General features: G+C 45.7%; 14 protein-coding genes, 2 tRNA genes and 1 rRNA gene. 12 read left to right on the top strand and 5 right to left on the bottom strand.

What is annotated here, in order from left to right:
* The first annotated feature begins 6 nt into the window (after positions 1-6).
* The 5 genes from rrf (at position 7) to K5Q92_RS05395 (ending at position 1,820) form a co-directional block, all read left to right on the top strand.
* Positions 7-122 (top strand): 5S ribosomal RNA (gene rrf, locus K5Q92_RS05415).
* A 100-nt stretch (positions 123-222) separates the two neighbouring features.
* Positions 223-299 (top strand) — tRNA-Asp (locus K5Q92_RS05410).
* 96 nt (positions 300-395) lie between these two features.
* Positions 396-540: transfer RNA gene (locus K5Q92_RS05405), tRNA-Asp, on the top strand.
* Positions 541-1,065: 525 nt separating this feature from the next.
* Positions 1,066-1,320 (top strand): YkgJ family cysteine cluster protein, encoded by a 255-nt coding sequence (locus K5Q92_RS05400; RefSeq protein ID WP_220768029.1) that lies wholly within the window; start codon positions 1,066-1,068, stop codon positions 1,318-1,320.
* Positions 1,321-1,370: 50 nt separating this feature from the next.
* Positions 1,371-1,820, top strand: coding sequence for an Rrf2 family transcriptional regulator (locus K5Q92_RS05395; protein ID WP_220768028.1), 450 nt, complete (start codon positions 1,371-1,373; stop codon positions 1,818-1,820).
* Here K5Q92_RS05395 and K5Q92_RS05390 read toward each other — a convergent pair.
* Genes K5Q92_RS05390 through gpmM form a run of 4 tightly spaced genes read right to left on the bottom strand, consistent with a single transcriptional unit; the run spans position 1,806 to position 6,496 of the window.
* Positions 1,806-2,561, bottom strand: coding sequence for a divergent polysaccharide deacetylase family protein (locus tag K5Q92_RS05390; RefSeq protein WP_220768027.1), 756 nt, complete (start codon positions 2,559-2,561; stop codon positions 1,806-1,808). The two genes, K5Q92_RS05395 and K5Q92_RS05390, sit on opposite strands and share 15 nt — an antisense overlap.
* A 6-nt stretch (positions 2,562-2,567) precedes the next feature.
* The gene (locus tag K5Q92_RS05385; protein WP_220768026.1) at positions 2,568-3,773 is read right to left on the bottom strand and encodes a S41 family peptidase; all 1,206 of its coding nucleotides are present in this window, start codon (positions 3,771-3,773) and stop codon (positions 2,568-2,570) included.
* 34 nt (positions 3,774-3,807) lie between these two features.
* Complete coding sequence (locus K5Q92_RS05380) at positions 3,808-4,941, bottom strand: murein hydrolase activator EnvC (RefSeq protein WP_220768025.1); 1,134 nt, start codon at positions 4,939-4,941, stop codon at positions 3,808-3,810.
* A gap of 10 nt (positions 4,942-4,951) precedes the next feature.
* Complete coding sequence (gpmM, locus tag K5Q92_RS05375; RefSeq protein ID WP_220768024.1) at positions 4,952-6,496, bottom strand: 2,3-bisphosphoglycerate-independent phosphoglycerate mutase; 1,545 nt, start codon at positions 6,494-6,496, stop codon at positions 4,952-4,954.
* 238 nt (positions 6,497-6,734) lie between these two features.
* Here gpmM and K5Q92_RS05370 point away from each other — a divergent pair, with 238 nt between their 5' ends.
* The 4 genes from K5Q92_RS05370 (at position 6,735) to K5Q92_RS05355 (ending at position 10,254) form a co-directional block, all read left to right on the top strand.
* Positions 6,735-7,169, top strand: coding sequence for a rhodanese-like domain-containing protein (locus K5Q92_RS05370; RefSeq protein ID WP_220768023.1), 435 nt, complete (start codon positions 6,735-6,737; stop codon positions 7,167-7,169).
* Between the two features lie 245 nt (positions 7,170-7,414).
* A complete protein-coding gene (gene secB, locus K5Q92_RS05365; RefSeq protein WP_202723677.1) occupies positions 7,415-7,900 on the top strand; it encodes a protein-export chaperone SecB in 486 nt (161 codons plus the stop codon).
* Positions 7,901-7,904: 4 nt separating this feature from the next.
* Positions 7,905-8,924, top strand: a complete 1,020-nt coding sequence (gene gpsA, locus K5Q92_RS05360; RefSeq protein WP_220768022.1) for an NAD(P)H-dependent glycerol-3-phosphate dehydrogenase — start codon at positions 7,905-7,907, stop codon at positions 8,922-8,924.
* A gap of 145 nt (positions 8,925-9,069) precedes the next feature.
* Positions 9,070-10,254, top strand: coding sequence for an NAD(P)/FAD-dependent oxidoreductase (locus K5Q92_RS05355; RefSeq protein ID WP_220768021.1), 1,185 nt, complete (start codon positions 9,070-9,072; stop codon positions 10,252-10,254).
* Between the two features lie 353 nt (positions 10,255-10,607).
* Here the strand turns inward: K5Q92_RS05355 and K5Q92_RS05350 are convergent, their stop codons facing one another.
* The gene (locus tag K5Q92_RS05350; protein WP_220768020.1) at positions 10,608-11,930 is read right to left on the bottom strand and encodes a hypothetical protein; all 1,323 of its coding nucleotides are present in this window, start codon (positions 11,928-11,930) and stop codon (positions 10,608-10,610) included.
* A gap of 373 nt (positions 11,931-12,303) precedes the next feature.
* On the opposite strand from K5Q92_RS05350, the gene K5Q92_RS05345 reads away from it, so the two are divergent.
* From K5Q92_RS05345 to K5Q92_RS05335, 3 genes are read left to right on the top strand one after another with little or no spacing between them, the layout of a single operon-like run.
* A complete protein-coding gene (locus K5Q92_RS05345) occupies positions 12,304-13,254 on the top strand; it encodes an HlyD family secretion protein (protein ID WP_220768019.1) in 951 nt (316 codons plus the stop codon).
* Positions 13,251-14,195 (top strand): ABC transporter ATP-binding protein, encoded by a 945-nt coding sequence (locus K5Q92_RS05340; RefSeq protein ID WP_220768018.1) that lies wholly within the window; start codon positions 13,251-13,253, stop codon positions 14,193-14,195. The genes K5Q92_RS05345 and K5Q92_RS05340 overlap by 4 nt, the downstream gene beginning before the upstream one ends.
* On the top strand, positions 14,192-15,337 hold the full coding sequence (locus K5Q92_RS05335; RefSeq protein WP_220768017.1) for an ABC transporter permease: 1,146 nt from the start codon (positions 14,192-14,194) through the stop codon (positions 15,335-15,337). The genes K5Q92_RS05340 and K5Q92_RS05335 overlap by 4 nt, the downstream gene beginning before the upstream one ends.
* Positions 15,338-15,435 lie beyond the last annotated feature (98 nt).

Below are 15,435 nucleotides of genomic sequence, written 5' to 3'. Positions count from 1 at the left end.
AATTTGTCTGGAAACCATAGAGCTGTGGTCCCACCTGAATCCATTCCGAACTCAGAAGTGAAACACAGTATCGCCGATGGTAGTGTGGGGTCTCCCCATGTGAGAGTAGGTCATTTCCAGGCGCTAAATATTGCTTTACTCATAGAGAAAAGCGAGTCTCCTAGCCCTGACAAGCTAGCGACTTAAAAAGAATTTAGCATTATGCGTAAGCACTTTGCTAAAGGAGCGGTAGTTCAGTTGGTTAGAATACCGGCCTGTCACGCCGGGGGTCGCGGGTTCGAGTCCCGTCCGCTCCGCCAACATTAAGACGAAAGCCTCTGCAGCAATGCAGAGGCTTTTTTCGTATGCGTATTTCAAAGAAAAATCAAAGCGAAATGCGCACGCAGTTTACTAAAGGAGCGGTAGTTCAGTTGGACCGAGATTGTTCCAGACAATCTTCGGCATTCGCTCCATCCATGGAGCTTTTAGACTCTTTTAAAAAGAAAGCGGCCTGTCACGCGTGCCGAAGGCACATGGGTTCGAGTCCCGTCCGCTCCGCCAACATTAAGACGAAAGCCTCTGCAGCAATGCAGAGGCTTTTTTCGTATTCATATTTCAAAGAAAAATCAAAGCGAAATGCGCACGCAGTTTACTAAAGGAGCGGTAGTTCAGTTGGACCGAGATTGTTCCAGACAACCTTCGGCATTCGCTCCATCCATGGAGCTTTTAGACTCTTTTAAAAAGAAAGCGGCCTGTCACGCCGGGGGGGCGCGGGTTCGTCTGTTGATAAGAGTAAGTCCGCCCCAGCTACGCTTCGCTTCGCGCTCGTAAGATCACGGCTATCGCTGTACTCACCCACAAACATTAAGATGAAAGCCTCCGCACCTTTTATTGAAGAGAGTGCAGAGGCTTTTTTCGTTTTGACGGACGTTAGGTCTAGTTTTTGTAAAAAGTTCAATAGAAAGTGGATACACTGATCACGGATCAACAAACTAACTATCAGCTTGCTGTATAGTATGTGATGTTGCACAACCCTCTATGAGCTGATAGAGATATAATGTGCGTTGTACAAATTAAGGTAAGAACATGAATTGTCGTTTAGGCTGTGGTGCTTGTTGTATTGCGCCATCTATCACCACTAGCATCCCCGGGATGCCCGATGGAAAGCCAGCTGGGGTTAGATGTATACAGCTAGATGATAACAACTTGTGTAAACTGTTCGGGCAAGCTGAGCGCCCCGCCGTATGCGGTTTATTTGCGGCTACAGAGGATGTTTGTGGTAAGACTGATACTGAGGCTTTGTGGTTAATTAGCTCTCTAGAAACGGCTACCAGCGCTTGATAATACCTTTAGAGATCTCTTTATATACTTATTTTACGGATTGTTAATCAATGCAGTTAACTCGTTATACAGATTATGGTTTAAGAACGCTAATGTATTTGGCATTGCATTCTGAGCGTGAGTCGCTTTTCCGTATTTCAGAGATCACGGAAGTGTTTGATCTGTCGGCAAACCATATCTCTAAGGTTGTTCATCACTTAGGTAAACTTGGGTATTTGCAAACGATTCGTGGTAAGAGTGGCGGCTTTAGACTCGCGAAGCCTGCAGCTGAAATAAACATTGGCCAAGTCGTGCGTGCTCTAGAAAACTCTTTAGCGCCAATCGATTGTAGTAAGCCTTACTGTTTATTTACACCTGCTTGTAAGCTTAAAGGCGTATTAGGTGATGCAGTTAATGCCTATTTAGCGGTATTAGATGGTTATACCTTAGATATGATCGTGACTAACAAACAAGAGCTTAAGTCGCTGTTGCCTGATCTGTCTATCTCAATCCTGCAGTAACCCCCGCTTAGCCGATATTTTTGCGTTCACGCGTTGCGGTAGCAATTGCGACGTGTGCACCAGTTCAATCTCCTCGTTTGCCAACCTGTGTAAGTTTGCTGTCAGGAAGCTAATTGTTTCAGGATAGGGATGAGCGATCACCACGATATTACTTTTTTCATGTGCTAATGAAATAGCATGTTGAAATTGTTTCTCTAATCCAGCTTGTGAGCGGTCGTTATCTAAAAATATCTCTCTTCTGAGTAATGGTATCCCGACAGTTTCAGCCATGGTGCCCGCTCGGGTGTATTTGGTGGTCATACTATCGATAAAGTAAATATTGTGTTGCTGCAGCGATTCCATTACCCAACGCATCGGATCATCTAACTGCGTCAGTAAACTGCCCATATGATTATTAGCCCCGCTTGCATAGGGAACACTGGTAATGGAGTCGTTTAGCTGCGACTTGAACTCCGCTTCTTCCATTGCATTTGTTAAGGCGCCAGGACCAATAGCTTTACCATTTAGCGCTTGCATCGGCAGATGAACCAATATTTCATTGCCTTGATGATAAGCTTCGGAAGCTAGGCTCTTACCTAAAGGGGTATGTGGTAATATTGAAAGAGTGATATTCGAAGGTAGGCTCAGCACTGCCTTATCAGATTGACGATATCCAATATCGTCAATGATGATGGCTATTTTGCTGGCGAATACACTAGCGCTCGGTAACAGTAGAAAGAGTAGTAATAGGGAATAGCGCACTTGTTATTAGTTTTCAGCCTTAATCCATGCAATCGCTGAGTTGACTAATTTGTCTTGAGCAACCGACTCACGGAGTGAATTTGTTTCGATTATAGGCATACTTTTGCTATCTGATACAGCCTCTAATTCAATTTTTATATCTGGTTCAATACCTTTTGAGTGAATATCGTTACCATTAGGTGTGGTGTATTTGGCGATAGTGAGTTTTATCGCGTTACCATCCATCAGGGTCGGGATAAGACTTTGTATGGTTCCCTTACCAAAGCTGGTTTGCCCAATTAATTGGGCACGGCCATTATCTTGCAATGCTGCAGCAAGGACTTCAGAGGCAGAAGCTGAGCCCTTATTGATTAATACGGTCATGGGGATATTGGTTGCCATGGTTTGTGGCGAGGCGTAATAATCTGAATTTGCGTCGAAGAAGCGTCCTTCTGTCGCCACGATGCGACCTTTATCTAGGAACAGATCGGCGATAGTTATAGCTTGATCCAGCAATCCGCCAGGGTTATTCCTTAAATCGAGTATGATCCCATTCAGTTTTTTGGGTTGCCATCGTGAAAGCTGTTTCACTAGTTCTTGAGTGGAGTTTTCTTGAAAGCTAGAGAGACGGATATAGCCTATGTTGTTATCTAGAATCTCCGCTTCTATAGGGTTGATAGCGATAAGGCTTGGCTTGAGAGTAACGGAGTAATGAATGTCAGAGTTGGCTCTCACCATTTCAAGCTCTATCGGTAGGTTATTTAAACTATGCTGCTTAATCTCATCGAGAATGCTCTCTAGTTTATCTGCTTTAACCCATTGCTTGTTGAGTTTGATGACGCGATCGCCAGGTTTAATGCCAGCCGCCTCTGCTGGTGATTCGGCAAAGGGCGTTACTATGGTTATTTGGTCATTATCGGTAGCGATTTCGACACCAAAACCAAAATACTCGCCATTGTTAATCTCCTGCATGCTGGCGAAGGTTTGTTTATCAAGGAAGCTTGAGTAGGGATCGAGCTTATTGAAGATGCCTTCGATAGCAGCTTCTATAAGCTCATCTTCGGTGAGTTTTTGTACGTAGTAGGTCTCGATGGTGTCGATGATATCGAGAAGCACAGGGTAGCTTAAGTGAGACTTGTACTCTTGGGTATGCTCTTGCCCAGATAGAGTAACCGATAACCCTAATGCTAACCCGGCTGCAAGACAGCAAAAATAGCGAATGCACTGTGACATATTAACCCCTTATATCTTAAAGGGGTTATGGAGTCTAACGTTTGCAATACCTTGCTGGATCGACAGCTTGCCCCTTGTGCCTTACCTCAAAGTATAGGCCAGGCTCTGTCTGTCCACCCGAACGTCCGACCAATGCCACTGGCTCGCCTTTACTCACAGAGTCACCAGCACTCTTAAGTAATGCTTGTGCGTGGCCATATAGGCTCATATATCCTTTACCGTGATCGACGACTAAAACCATACCAAAGCCACGTAGCCAGTCGGCATAAATAACCTTGCCGCCTGCAATTGCGTTAACATTTTGACCTTCTGCGGCTGAAATGATGACACCTTTCCATTTCACCTGCCCTGAACGCTTGCTGCCAAAGGCTGATCTTATGCGTCCGTTAGCTGGCCATTTGAGTTTGTTGCGACTCGATAAACCCTCATATGATGGGTTATTCTTCATTGCCGTCAGCGCTTGTTCGACTACTCGTTTTAGGCTGGCCTCTTCAATTTGAAGCTGCTCTAGCTTAGCACCGCTACTGTTTAATGTTCTTTGTAACTGAGTAAGTGTATTCTGTCTCTGGGACTGTTCTTGGGTTAGCTTTTTAGCTTGCTGCTGCTGTTCAAGCACCAGTTTATTGAGTTGTCTTTGCTGTTCTTGCTGCTTAGCTTGAACTTCATCCAGCTCCTTGAGGGTGGTTTGTAACTGATTAATAGACTCCATGCGGGCGTTATTAAGATACTGGTAATAGGCCAGTAGTCGCTCGATACTGGCAGGAGACTGTTGGTTTAACAGCATCTTGGTGTAATCGTGATTACCTGCCAAATAGGCACTCGCGAGTTGATTCGAGAGAGACTTCTGCTGCGCCGTTTTTAACTTATTTAATTGGACCTGTTTGGCGTCTAACTCAGCAATCAGTTTGTCGGTTTGTGTTAAGTCCTGCCTAGTGCGATTGACTTTTTTTGCGGCTCGAGCAATCGCTTTTTCATCATCTTTCAATAGAGAGATCAATCGCTCCCTCTGTTTATTGGTATTTTTTACAGCCGACTGCTGCTTATTGATTTGAGCCTGAATAGATTTCAGCTCAGACTGGCGACGTTCAAGATCGGTCGCATGTACCAGTAAAGGAAGCGATAGAAAGCCAGCAATAATGCTGGCTTTGATAAAAAATCGAATGTTCAATTGTTTACTATTACTCTTTGAGTTTGATTATCGAGCGACCTGTCATCTCTGCAGGTACGTCTTGTCCCATCAAGGTTAACATAGTTGGCGCTAAATCACTCAAACGTCCACCAGTTTCGATCTCTGCGTCACGTCCAACATAGATTAACGGTACTAGCTCGCTAGTATGAGCAGTATGAGCTTGCCCCGTTTTCTCATCAGTCATCTGCTCGGCATTACCGTGGTCGGCGGTAATCAAGCATTCGCCCCCGACTTTCTCTAGTGCTTCAACGACTCGGCCAATACAGCTATCGACTGCTTCACAGGCTTTAACTGCAGCGTCGAAATTACCGGTATGACCTACCATGTCACCATTAGGATAATTACAGATGATCACGTCATATTCTGTAGACTCAATGGCTGCAACGAGTTTGTCGGTAAGCTCTGTTGAGCTCATCTCAGGCTGAAGGTCGTAGGTTGCTACCTTCGGAGATTGAATCAGAATGCGATCTTCGCCCTTGAATGGCTCTTCTTTGCCGCCGTTGAAAAAGAAAGTTACATGAGCATACTTTTCTGTTTCAGAGATACGTAGCTGTGTCAGATCGCGATTCTGTAAGGTCTCGCCTAAGGTATTAACTAAGTCGCTCGACGGATAAGCAATTGCGGCGTTAATATCGGCAGCATATTCAGTCAACATCACGAAGTTAATCTTTGGTGTTACCGCACGTTCAAAACCATCAAAATCAGCATCGACAAAGCTACGGGTAATTTGACGGGCGCGATCGGCACGGAAGTTCATGAAGATAAGTGCATCGTTATCTTTAAGTTTAGCGATCTGGCCCTGTGCATCAGGAATCGCTGTGCTAGCAACAAACTCATCGTTTTCATCGCGAGCATAAGCGGCTTCGATTGCTTCAACCGCATTGGCTGCTTGGTGTAGGCTCTTACCTTCGGTGATCAGCTCGTAAGCTTGAGAGACGCGATCCCAGCGATTATCGCGATCCATTGCATAGTAACGGCCAATTAACGATGCAATTTGACCAGTACCTAAAGTGTTAAATAGCGCTTCAAAATGAGCCAGTTCAGGCTTTGCACTGCGAGGCGGTGTGTCGCGACCATCTAAAAAGGCATGTAGATACACTTTTTTAGCACCACGCTTTACCGCAAGGCGGCACATGGCTTCGATATGATCTTGGTGACTGTGAACGCCACCTGGTGACAAGAGACCCATGATGTGTACTGCACCATCGGCTTTGATTGCGGCGTCTACCGCAGCGGTCAATGCAGGGTTGTTATCAAACTCTCCGTCGTCGATAGACTTACTGATGCGAGTGAGTTCTTGGTAGACGATACGGCCAGAGCCAATATTGATATGTCCAACCTCAGAGTTACCCATCTGACCATCGGGTAGGCCAACATCGATACCTGAACCTGAAATTAAACTGTTTGGATATGTCGCATTTAACTGATCTAGAACGGGCGTATTGGCATGAAAAACAGCATTTTTCTGAGTGTTTTCACGGTAACCCCAGCCATCGAGGATCAGCAATGCCAACGGGCGTTTGCGTGTCGTCATGGTAGTACCTTTAAGTTTAAAAAAATAAGATTTAAATCGAAATTGGTTAAATATTACTACCAATTATGGTCGGGTATAAAGTTATTTACCCAGATTGCCGTTATCGAATTGCTTGATCGAAGCGCTTTCAAGGCTGCTCTATCTCTCCAAGCGTGACTAACACTCTGTATTCTGCCTGAAGCAATGGTATACTCTGTGCCCTCATTATATTTGGCCCTAAAAATAGTAGGCAGTAACGATGCAAGAATATATGGAATTTTTTAAAGCTAACCCAATGTTAAGCATTGCTTGGGTTGGTTTGTTTATCGGTGTTATCGTCGTAACGATTAAGACAAGCGTTTCTAAAGTGAAAAATGTCAATCATCAAGAAGCGACAATGATGATCAACAAGCAAGACGCTAAAGTAGTCGATGTGCGCGGCAAAGAAGAGTTTAAGAAGGGTCATATCGTTGGCGCTATCAACGTTCCGCTAGCCGATATAAAAAATAATCAGCTTAAAGCCCTTGAAAACTCAAAAGCCAGTCCCATTATAATGGTATGCAACGCTGGCATGACTTCGTCTCAAGCTGCTCAGTTGATGGTTAAGCACGGTTTTGAAAACGTGAGCAACCTGAAAGGTGGTATGGGTGAATGGCAGTCAAATAACTTGCCTGTTTCAAAAAGCAAAAGATAGAAGTGAAAGATTGAAGTGTTAGTGTAGCCATTGCTTTTTTGTTGAGTAATTGATTAGAGTGTTAGCTCTCAACTTATTGTGGTTACCAGCATTGAACTGAGGGCGAGTTCCCTCCTAAAAAGCGTCTGTTGACTAAATAAATTAAAAACCGGGATAGCAAACTAGGTTTCCGTATCAAGCTTGCAAAGCCCTGAGACTGGCTCTTTTGAAGTAGCCTCATTAACATTTTTTTAAGGTAGGATAGTATGTCTGAAGTAGCAAACAACGAACAACAAGGTCCACAATTCAACATTCAACGTGTTTACACAAAAGATATCTCTTTTGAAACACCAAACAGCCCAGCTGTTTTCCAGAAAGAGTGGAACCCAGAAGTTAAGCTTGATCTAGATACTCGCAGCAACAAACTATCTGATGACGTATATGAAGTTGTACTGTCTTTGACTGTTACAGCTAAAAACGGTGAAGAAACTGCTTTCCTATGTGAAGTTCAGCAAGCGGGTATCTTCGCCATTGCTGGTTTAACTGAACAGCAGCTAGCTCACTCTCTAGGTGCATACTGCCCTAACGTTCTTTTCCCATATGCTCGCGAAGCAATTGGCAGCCTAGTAAGCCGTGGTACTTTCCCACAGCTAAACCTAGCGCCAGTTAACTTTGACGCATTATTTGCTCAGTATGTTCAACAGCGTCAAGCTGCAGCAGCTGAAGCTCCAGCAGAAGAAGCTAACGCTTAATAGCATGAAAAACACTGCCGACATTACGGTACTGGGGGCGGGCTCTTACGGGACCGCCCTTGCCATTTCTTTAGCAAGCAATGGCCACAGAACCATGCTTTGGGGCCACGAACCCGAGCACATAGAAAACCTGATAAACGACAAGTCTAACGAAGCGTTTTTACCGGGCATTCCATTACCAGACCTATTAATTCCAGAGGCTGACTTAGCGACGGCATTAGCTGCATCTAACAATGTGCTAGTAGTTGTGCCTAGTCATGTTTTTGGTTTAGTGCTGAACCAAGCCAAACCGTTGCTGCGTAAAGACTCTCGTATTGTTTGGGCGACTAAAGGCTTAGAGCCAGAGACCGGCCGTTTAATACAAGATGTCGCTCGTGAAGTGTTAGGCGATGAGTACCCATTAGCTGTTCTATCGGGGCCCACTTTCGCTAAAGAGCTTGCTGCTGGCATGCCTACAGCGATTTCGATTGCGGGTACCGACCCACAGTTCACTAAAGACCTAGTCGAGTTACTACATAGTCCTAAGCGTTTGCGCGTTTATGCTAACGATGACTTTATTGGTCTGCAACTTGGTGGTGCGGTTAAAAACGTCATTGCGATTGGCGCAGGTCTCTCTGATGGTATCGGTTTTGGTGCTAATGCACGAACTGCACTTATTACCCGTGGTTTGGTTGAATTGACTCGACTCGGTGAAGCTCTTGGTGCTCAAGGCTCAACCTTTATGGGCATGGCCGGTCTTGGCGACTTGGTACTCACTTGTACCGATAACCAGTCGCGTAACCGTCGCTTCGGTTTAGCATTAGGCAAAGGCTGTGATGTTGAAACCGCGCAAGAAGAGATTGGTCAAGTGGTAGAAGGTTATCGCAATACTAAAGAGGTCTACACGCTGGCTAAGCGTTTAGGCGTCGAGATGCCGATCACCGAGCAGGTTTACCAAGTCTTGTATAAAGGCAAGTCACCGGTTGATGCAGCTAAAGAGCTACTTAGCCGTGAGCAGAAGTCTGAGACATCGTCGGCAGAATAGTGTTTTGTGCAAGAATACCACTTCATGCCATCCATGGCGAAGCTGGCATAAGTACTTCCATGTACAAAAAAGGGTGCTAAAATAGCGCCCTTTTTTATGCCTAGCGTTTACTAACGATAGGCACCGTTTATTTAGGGGTTATCGAGTGAAACATCATGACGTCATCATTATTGGTGCTGGAGCCGCTGGGCTGATGTGCGCAGCGACTGCGGGTTACCGTGGCCGTGATGTATTGGTGCTCGATAATGCTAAGCAAGCGGGGCGAAAAATTCTAATCAGTGGCGGCGGCCGCTGTAACTTCACCAATCAGAAAGTTGAGCCGAATAACTTTATCTGTAGCAATAGCCACTTTGTAAAATCGGCGTTGGCACGTTACCGCTCCAGTGACTTTATCGAATTGGTTGAACGTCATGGCATCGAATATCACGAACGCGACCACGGCCAACTGTTCTGCAATGACTCCGCCAAAGAGATCGTCACCATGTTGCTTACCGAATGTGAGTGGGCTGGCGCGCAGATTAAGCTACGCACTGAAATCAGTGAGATCAGTAAAAATGCAGATGGCTTGTTTGAATTGATAACCGACAAAGAACACTACTCTTGTGAGTCTTTAGTGATTGCCACTGGTGGCTTGTCTATGCCAAAGCTGGGGGCATCGCCTTACGGCTACCATATTGCTCAGCAGTTTGGTTTAAAGGTGCTGCCAACCCATGCTGGACTCGTACCATTCACTTGGCACAGCGATCAAAAGCAACGCTTTGAAACCCTATCAGGCATTGCGGTGCCAAGTACTATCACCGCTAAAGATGGCACTCAATTTAGTGAGGCATTGCTATTTACCCATCGTGGTCTTTCAGGGCCTGCTATTTTGCAGATCTCAAATTACTGGAACCCTGGCGAAGCCATTAGCATTAACTTGTTACCGGGTGAGGATGTGCGTGCCAAGTTACAGCAAGCGCTTGAGGCGAGTCCTAAGCAAAGCCTGCGCAATGCGCTATCGCAATGGTTACCTAAGCGTTTAGTCGAAGTGCTATTTGACGAGATGTTGCTCAATAAGGCTTTAAATCAACTGGTACATGCCGAGCGTGAACAACTCGCTGTCGAACTTGAGTCATGGACATTAGTGATGAACGGCACCGAAGGTTACCGCACCGCTGAGGTGACCTTAGGTGGTGTCGATACTGATGAGTTATCGTCTAAGACCATGGAGGCTAAATCTGTTCCAGGCTTATTTTTTGCTGGCGAAGTGATGGATGTTAGCGGTTGGCTGGGAGGCTTTAACTTTCAGTGGGCATGGAGCTCTGGTGTGGCCGCTGGACAAGCTGTATAGGTATATCTATAGCAACAAAAAAGAGCACTTAGGTGCTCTTTTTGCTATCTGCAGTCGCCTAAAGATGGAATCAATAACAGCGAGTACCAGACTTGGTTAGTCGCGAATTAGGCGTACCTTGAGTACTGATTGTTATAAACAGCGCGTTTGCTACACGTAATTAAGGATGGCTATTGTGTGGATCCTGATAATGATTTCTCTGCTGTTTTCGCTTGGTGCATGTGATAGCAGTTCAAAGCATGTGGCGCTGAGAAGCTTAGAGTGAAATAAGTCAGGCATTGGAGCTGAAGTAGTATTGATAATGCAACAAGGCGGCTAAACCACCTTGTTGTTTTATTTAAACTAACTTTTGTTTAAGGTCGGGTGAAGAAGAGGGTTTCATCGACTTTATTATCACCATTCTCATCTACACCTAAGCTTAAAACGTCATCGCTAACCGATAAGAATAGCCCCAGTGTTGGATCAAGTGTGAAATCTGTCAGCCCTGTATCACCGTTTGCATCAAAGGTGATATCTACAGAAACTTTATTGCTAGCAGAATCAATACTGTACTCGCCCCATTCCATACCCGACTTTTCATCTTGGTCACTGAAATCCACTTCTGCGTGGACATAAGTTCCATCGTCATAGAATACAAACATAAGCAGATCGTTTTCATCTGGCTCGCCATCGATATCTCTTATTAACCAAGGCCCTAGTTCTGTGGTGGTTGCTAAGGCTGTAAAGGTAAGAACTTCATCAATGTTGCCGTCAGCATCTTCATCGACATCTAATATCAAATTGCCATCAACTAACTTGGCGAATAACTGTGGGTCTCCCGTTTCTACCCCAAAGTCATTGAGTCCGACACTACCGTTTTTATCGAAGTTTTGCGTGGTAAAAACACGGTTATCGTTATCACGTTGATAAGTTCCCCATTCCATACCTGACTCTTCAGTTGAGTCATCACTATCGACTTCAAATAATACGTAAGTGCCGTCATTAAAAAAGGTGATACTGAGCAGGTCGTTTTCATCGACACTTGCCAGCCAACTGCCAACAATTCCGACTTGAATATTGTTTTTTGTTAACTCATCGGTCAGGTGCGAAAGCGCCGCTTCTTCAGAAATTAGCTCCGAAACGCTGGTATCTTGTCCACCATTTGCAACTGTTGACAGCACTGCGCTGCTTGCTGCGAATTCGCTAACAGCTAAATCAAAGTTTACAGGTTCAGCGCTGTCTATTGCGGTTTGAGTTATCGTGATGCCATTACTTGGATTACTATCTTGATCTAAGGTTTGTAGTAGTCTAGCCATGTTGACGACAGAATCTGTTGTCACGTCCTCTGTGTTAGCAATATCAAGTGGCGTGACTATACCCGACGCTTCAGTGGCTGGAAACTCTAAGTCGCCGATATGAAAAGTAACGGTCTCTCCCTCAATATAATCATATCTACCTTCAGTATCCGTTATTCCTTCAAGGGTTTGGGTATGATAACCGATGCCAATTACAGGACTATCAAGGAACAGACCTGATATTGGGGTAGGGGCCACAACCGTTGGGGGCTCTTGTGGCACAGGTGTATTGTCCTCGTCATCACCGCCGCTACAGGCCGTTAGGGTGTAGGTGAGTAATAGTGTTGGAAGCAGTGAGAAATATTGATGTTTATTGGCTGCTCTAAGTGGATTTTTACGCATGTTAAGCTCCATGTTATTTGTTTCCTTGTTTATCGATTTATTTGCTTATAACTCATTTTTTTTAGCTAAATTTTTGCTCCGTTTAAAACCGTTGAATGTCTAAAAACAAAATAAACACAAAGAAGCGTTAACAGCTGTGAATTGTTATTAATTCTATTTATTTCAACAATTCAAAGGATTTCAAAAAAATTCAAAATACTCTTAAACCCGCAGGGAAATAGTCAATGACTTAACTATTATTTATACCTATCAGTATGAGAGGTTGGTCTACTCCGAACTGCGCAAATTTTGCTGAGCGATTCGCCCTTTATACTGATTAATATTAAGAGTATGGTGAGTGAAGAAAACGTAGGCTTGCTACCAGTAATTAAGGATGGTTATTGTGCGCATACTGTTAATTATATCTCTGCTCTTAACGCTTATTGGCTGTGATAGCGGCTCAAAACCTATGGCATTGGGTAGCCTTGAGCGTCAACGTATTGCGCTGACGGCAACTACCAATGAGGTGGTGGTCGCCTTGCCTGTGGCACAAGGGAGTATCGTCACCAAAGGCACAGTGCTGGTGCAACTCGATGATACCCAGCAAAGAGCACATGTTGCTAAGGCGTTAGCCGATGTGGCTCAAGCCACGGCTAATTATGAAAAGTTACTCAAGGGGGCTCGCGAAGAGGAGATAGCCTCTGCCAGAGCAACGGTCGCCGGAGCCCAAGCACGGCTGCAAGAAAGTGAAGCAAATTACCGTCGAATTGCCAGTATGGCCAAGGACAATCTTGCCAGTAAAGCCGATCTCGACCGAGCCTTAGCAAGTCGAGACGCCGATAGCGCCAGCCTTGAGAGTGCGCGGGAAAACCTAAGGGAGCTTGTCAGTGGCTCCCGTGAAGAGGACATTCGTTTCGCCTTGGCAAACCTGCAGGCCAGTGAGGCTGTGTTATTGGGAGAGCAGAAGAAACTCGACGACTTAACTATTCGCGCTACTCGCGACGGCATTCTCGATAATTTGCCCTGGAACTTAGGTGAACGCGTGACTCAAGGAAGCCCGTTGGCGGTGTTGTTGGCGGGGAAGGCGCCTTTTGCGCGAATCTATGTACCTGAGCCATATCGAGTGAGGATAAGCATTGGTGATGCGCTATTAGTGCATGTGGATGGTATCGACAACCCCATAGAAGGCAAGGTCAGCTGGATAGCCAATGAGCCAGCTTTCACGCCCTATTATGCGCTAAATCAAGAGGAGCGATCGCGACTGATGTATCTCGCCGAAGTGCAACTTCCCGATAGTTCCGCTTCACTGCCCAGTGGCGTACCCGCTCAGGTAGAGATGCCATGACGTCATCGGTCATCAAAAGTAGCCAATCGGTCATCAAAACTAAGCTTCTATGCCGAGACTTTGGTAGTTTAAAGGCAATTCAGAACCTCGACTTTGAGGTTGAGAAGGGGCAGATCTATGGTTTTTTAGGCCCTAATGGTTGCGGTAAGACTACAGCGATTCGCATGTTAACTGGCCTATTGCTGCCGACTTCCGGTGAGATAGAAGTATTAGGGCTCACCTTACCAAGAGATGCCGAAAAGCTACGCCTTAAAATCGGCTACATGACGCAAAAGTTTTCCCTATATGACGACTTAACCGTTAAAGAAAACCTGAAGTTTATTGCCAAAATCTACGGTTTGTCTCGTAAAGAGCAAACTGCGCGCATAGAAGAGTTGCTGTATACCTACGGATTAGACCAAAAGGCCGATCAGCTTGCAGGTAGTATGAGTGGTGGTCAGAAGCAACGCCTAGGCTTGGCGGCTGCGACCATGCATAAGCCTGAGTTACTGTTTTTAGATGAGCCAACTTCAGCGGTGGACCCTGAGAATCGCCGCGATTTTTGGGAAAAATTATTCGATCTATGCGAACAGGGCACCACTATCTTGGTGTCGACTCACTATATGGATGAGGCAGAGCGCTGCCATAAGCTGGCCATATTAGAGGCTGGGGTTAAGCGAGCAGATGGCTCGCCCGATGAGCTGATGCAAAACATGGGAGCGCAGGTGGTTGAGGTCGAATCCACAAACTTAAGACGCCTTAAGCAAGAGTTGCTGGTGCTTCCAGAGGTGATAAGCGCCGCACAGCTAGGTTCTAGGTTACGGGTCTTAGTCAAAAGTCATTGCATTGATCCAGTTGGTTTTTTAAGTGAAAAGCAATCCTTGCCGCTGGATGGGTTAACATTGGTGAGGCCGAGCCTTGAGGATGTATTCGTCACTTGTACGGGGAAGGGGCGTCAATGAAAACGCTTTATCGGTTACAGGCGATAGTGGTTAAGGAGTTGACTCAGCTTAAGCGCGATCGAATGACCTTTGGTATGGTGATAATGATCCCGCTGATCCAGCTGATGTTATTTGGCTTTGCGATTAACACCAATATTCGAGATATCCCTGTCGGTGTGGTGGATCAGAGCCAAACGGGCCTAAGTCGAGTATTAATCCAAACTGTAAGAGCTACTCAGGTGGTGGCGTTCACCGAGCATTTTGTTGATGTCGAATCGGCTCATGCAGCGATAGTAAGAGGTGAAGTGCGCGCAGTGTTAGTGATCCCCAAAGATGTCAGTCAACGTTTAGTGCGCCACAAAACGGTGGGGCTAGGTACACCGCCCTCCAGTGATGAGGAGACTAGCCGCCCTGTGGCTCAGTGGATTGTGGATGGCTCCGATACTATGGTGGCCGCTGCCATCAAAGGCCTGCGTGCCATGCCCTTAACTGAGTTACTCGGAATGCCAGCTAATCGAACCACCCCCACATTTGAGGTGGCGTTATTTTATAATCCTGAGCAGCGTACAGCGGTGAATATCGTACCTGGGCTGGTGGGGGTTATTCTCACCATGACCATGATTATGTTCACCTCGGCGGCCATTGTGCGTGAACGTGAGCGCGGTAACTTAGAGATGCTGATCACCACCCCGATCCGCTCTATTGAGCTGATGTTAGGCAAGATCATCCCCTACATGTTTATTGGTATCGTGCAGGTGAGCATCATTCTTGGTTTGGGTTATAGCGTCTTTAATGTGCCGATAAACGGCAGTTTATTGCAACTGGCGGGGGCGACCTTACTGTTTATTATGGCGAGCTTAACCTTGGGCTTAGTGATCTCGACTATAGCCAAAAGCCAGCTACAGTCGATGCAGATGACCATTTTCGTGCTGCTACCTTCTATATTGTTATCGGGATTTATGTTTCCCTACGAAGGCATGCCACTAGAGGCGCAGTACATTGCCGAGGCGCTGCCTGCGACTCATTTTATGCGGCTTATCCGTGGTGTGGTGCTGCGAGATGTTGAAATTATCGATATGACCTATGATGTGACTTGGTTGGCGGTATTTACGGTGATCGGGCTGGTTGTGGCATCGATGCGTTTTAAAAAGAATTTAGGCTAGCTGAGTTAATAGCAGATGCAGCTTCATCATTCGCTATCGTTAATAAACTCGCTCTAAGTTGAGAGGTCGTGCTGATAAAAAATAAGCCGCGCCAATGG

The sequence above is a fragment of the Shewanella sp. MBTL60-007 genome (assembly GCF_019654915.1).
Lineage (GTDB): Bacteria > Pseudomonadota > Gammaproteobacteria > Enterobacterales > Shewanellaceae > Shewanella.
The sequence above is the reverse complement of the archived record's forward strand: the minus strand, read 5'-3'. Positions and strand labels throughout refer to the sequence as shown.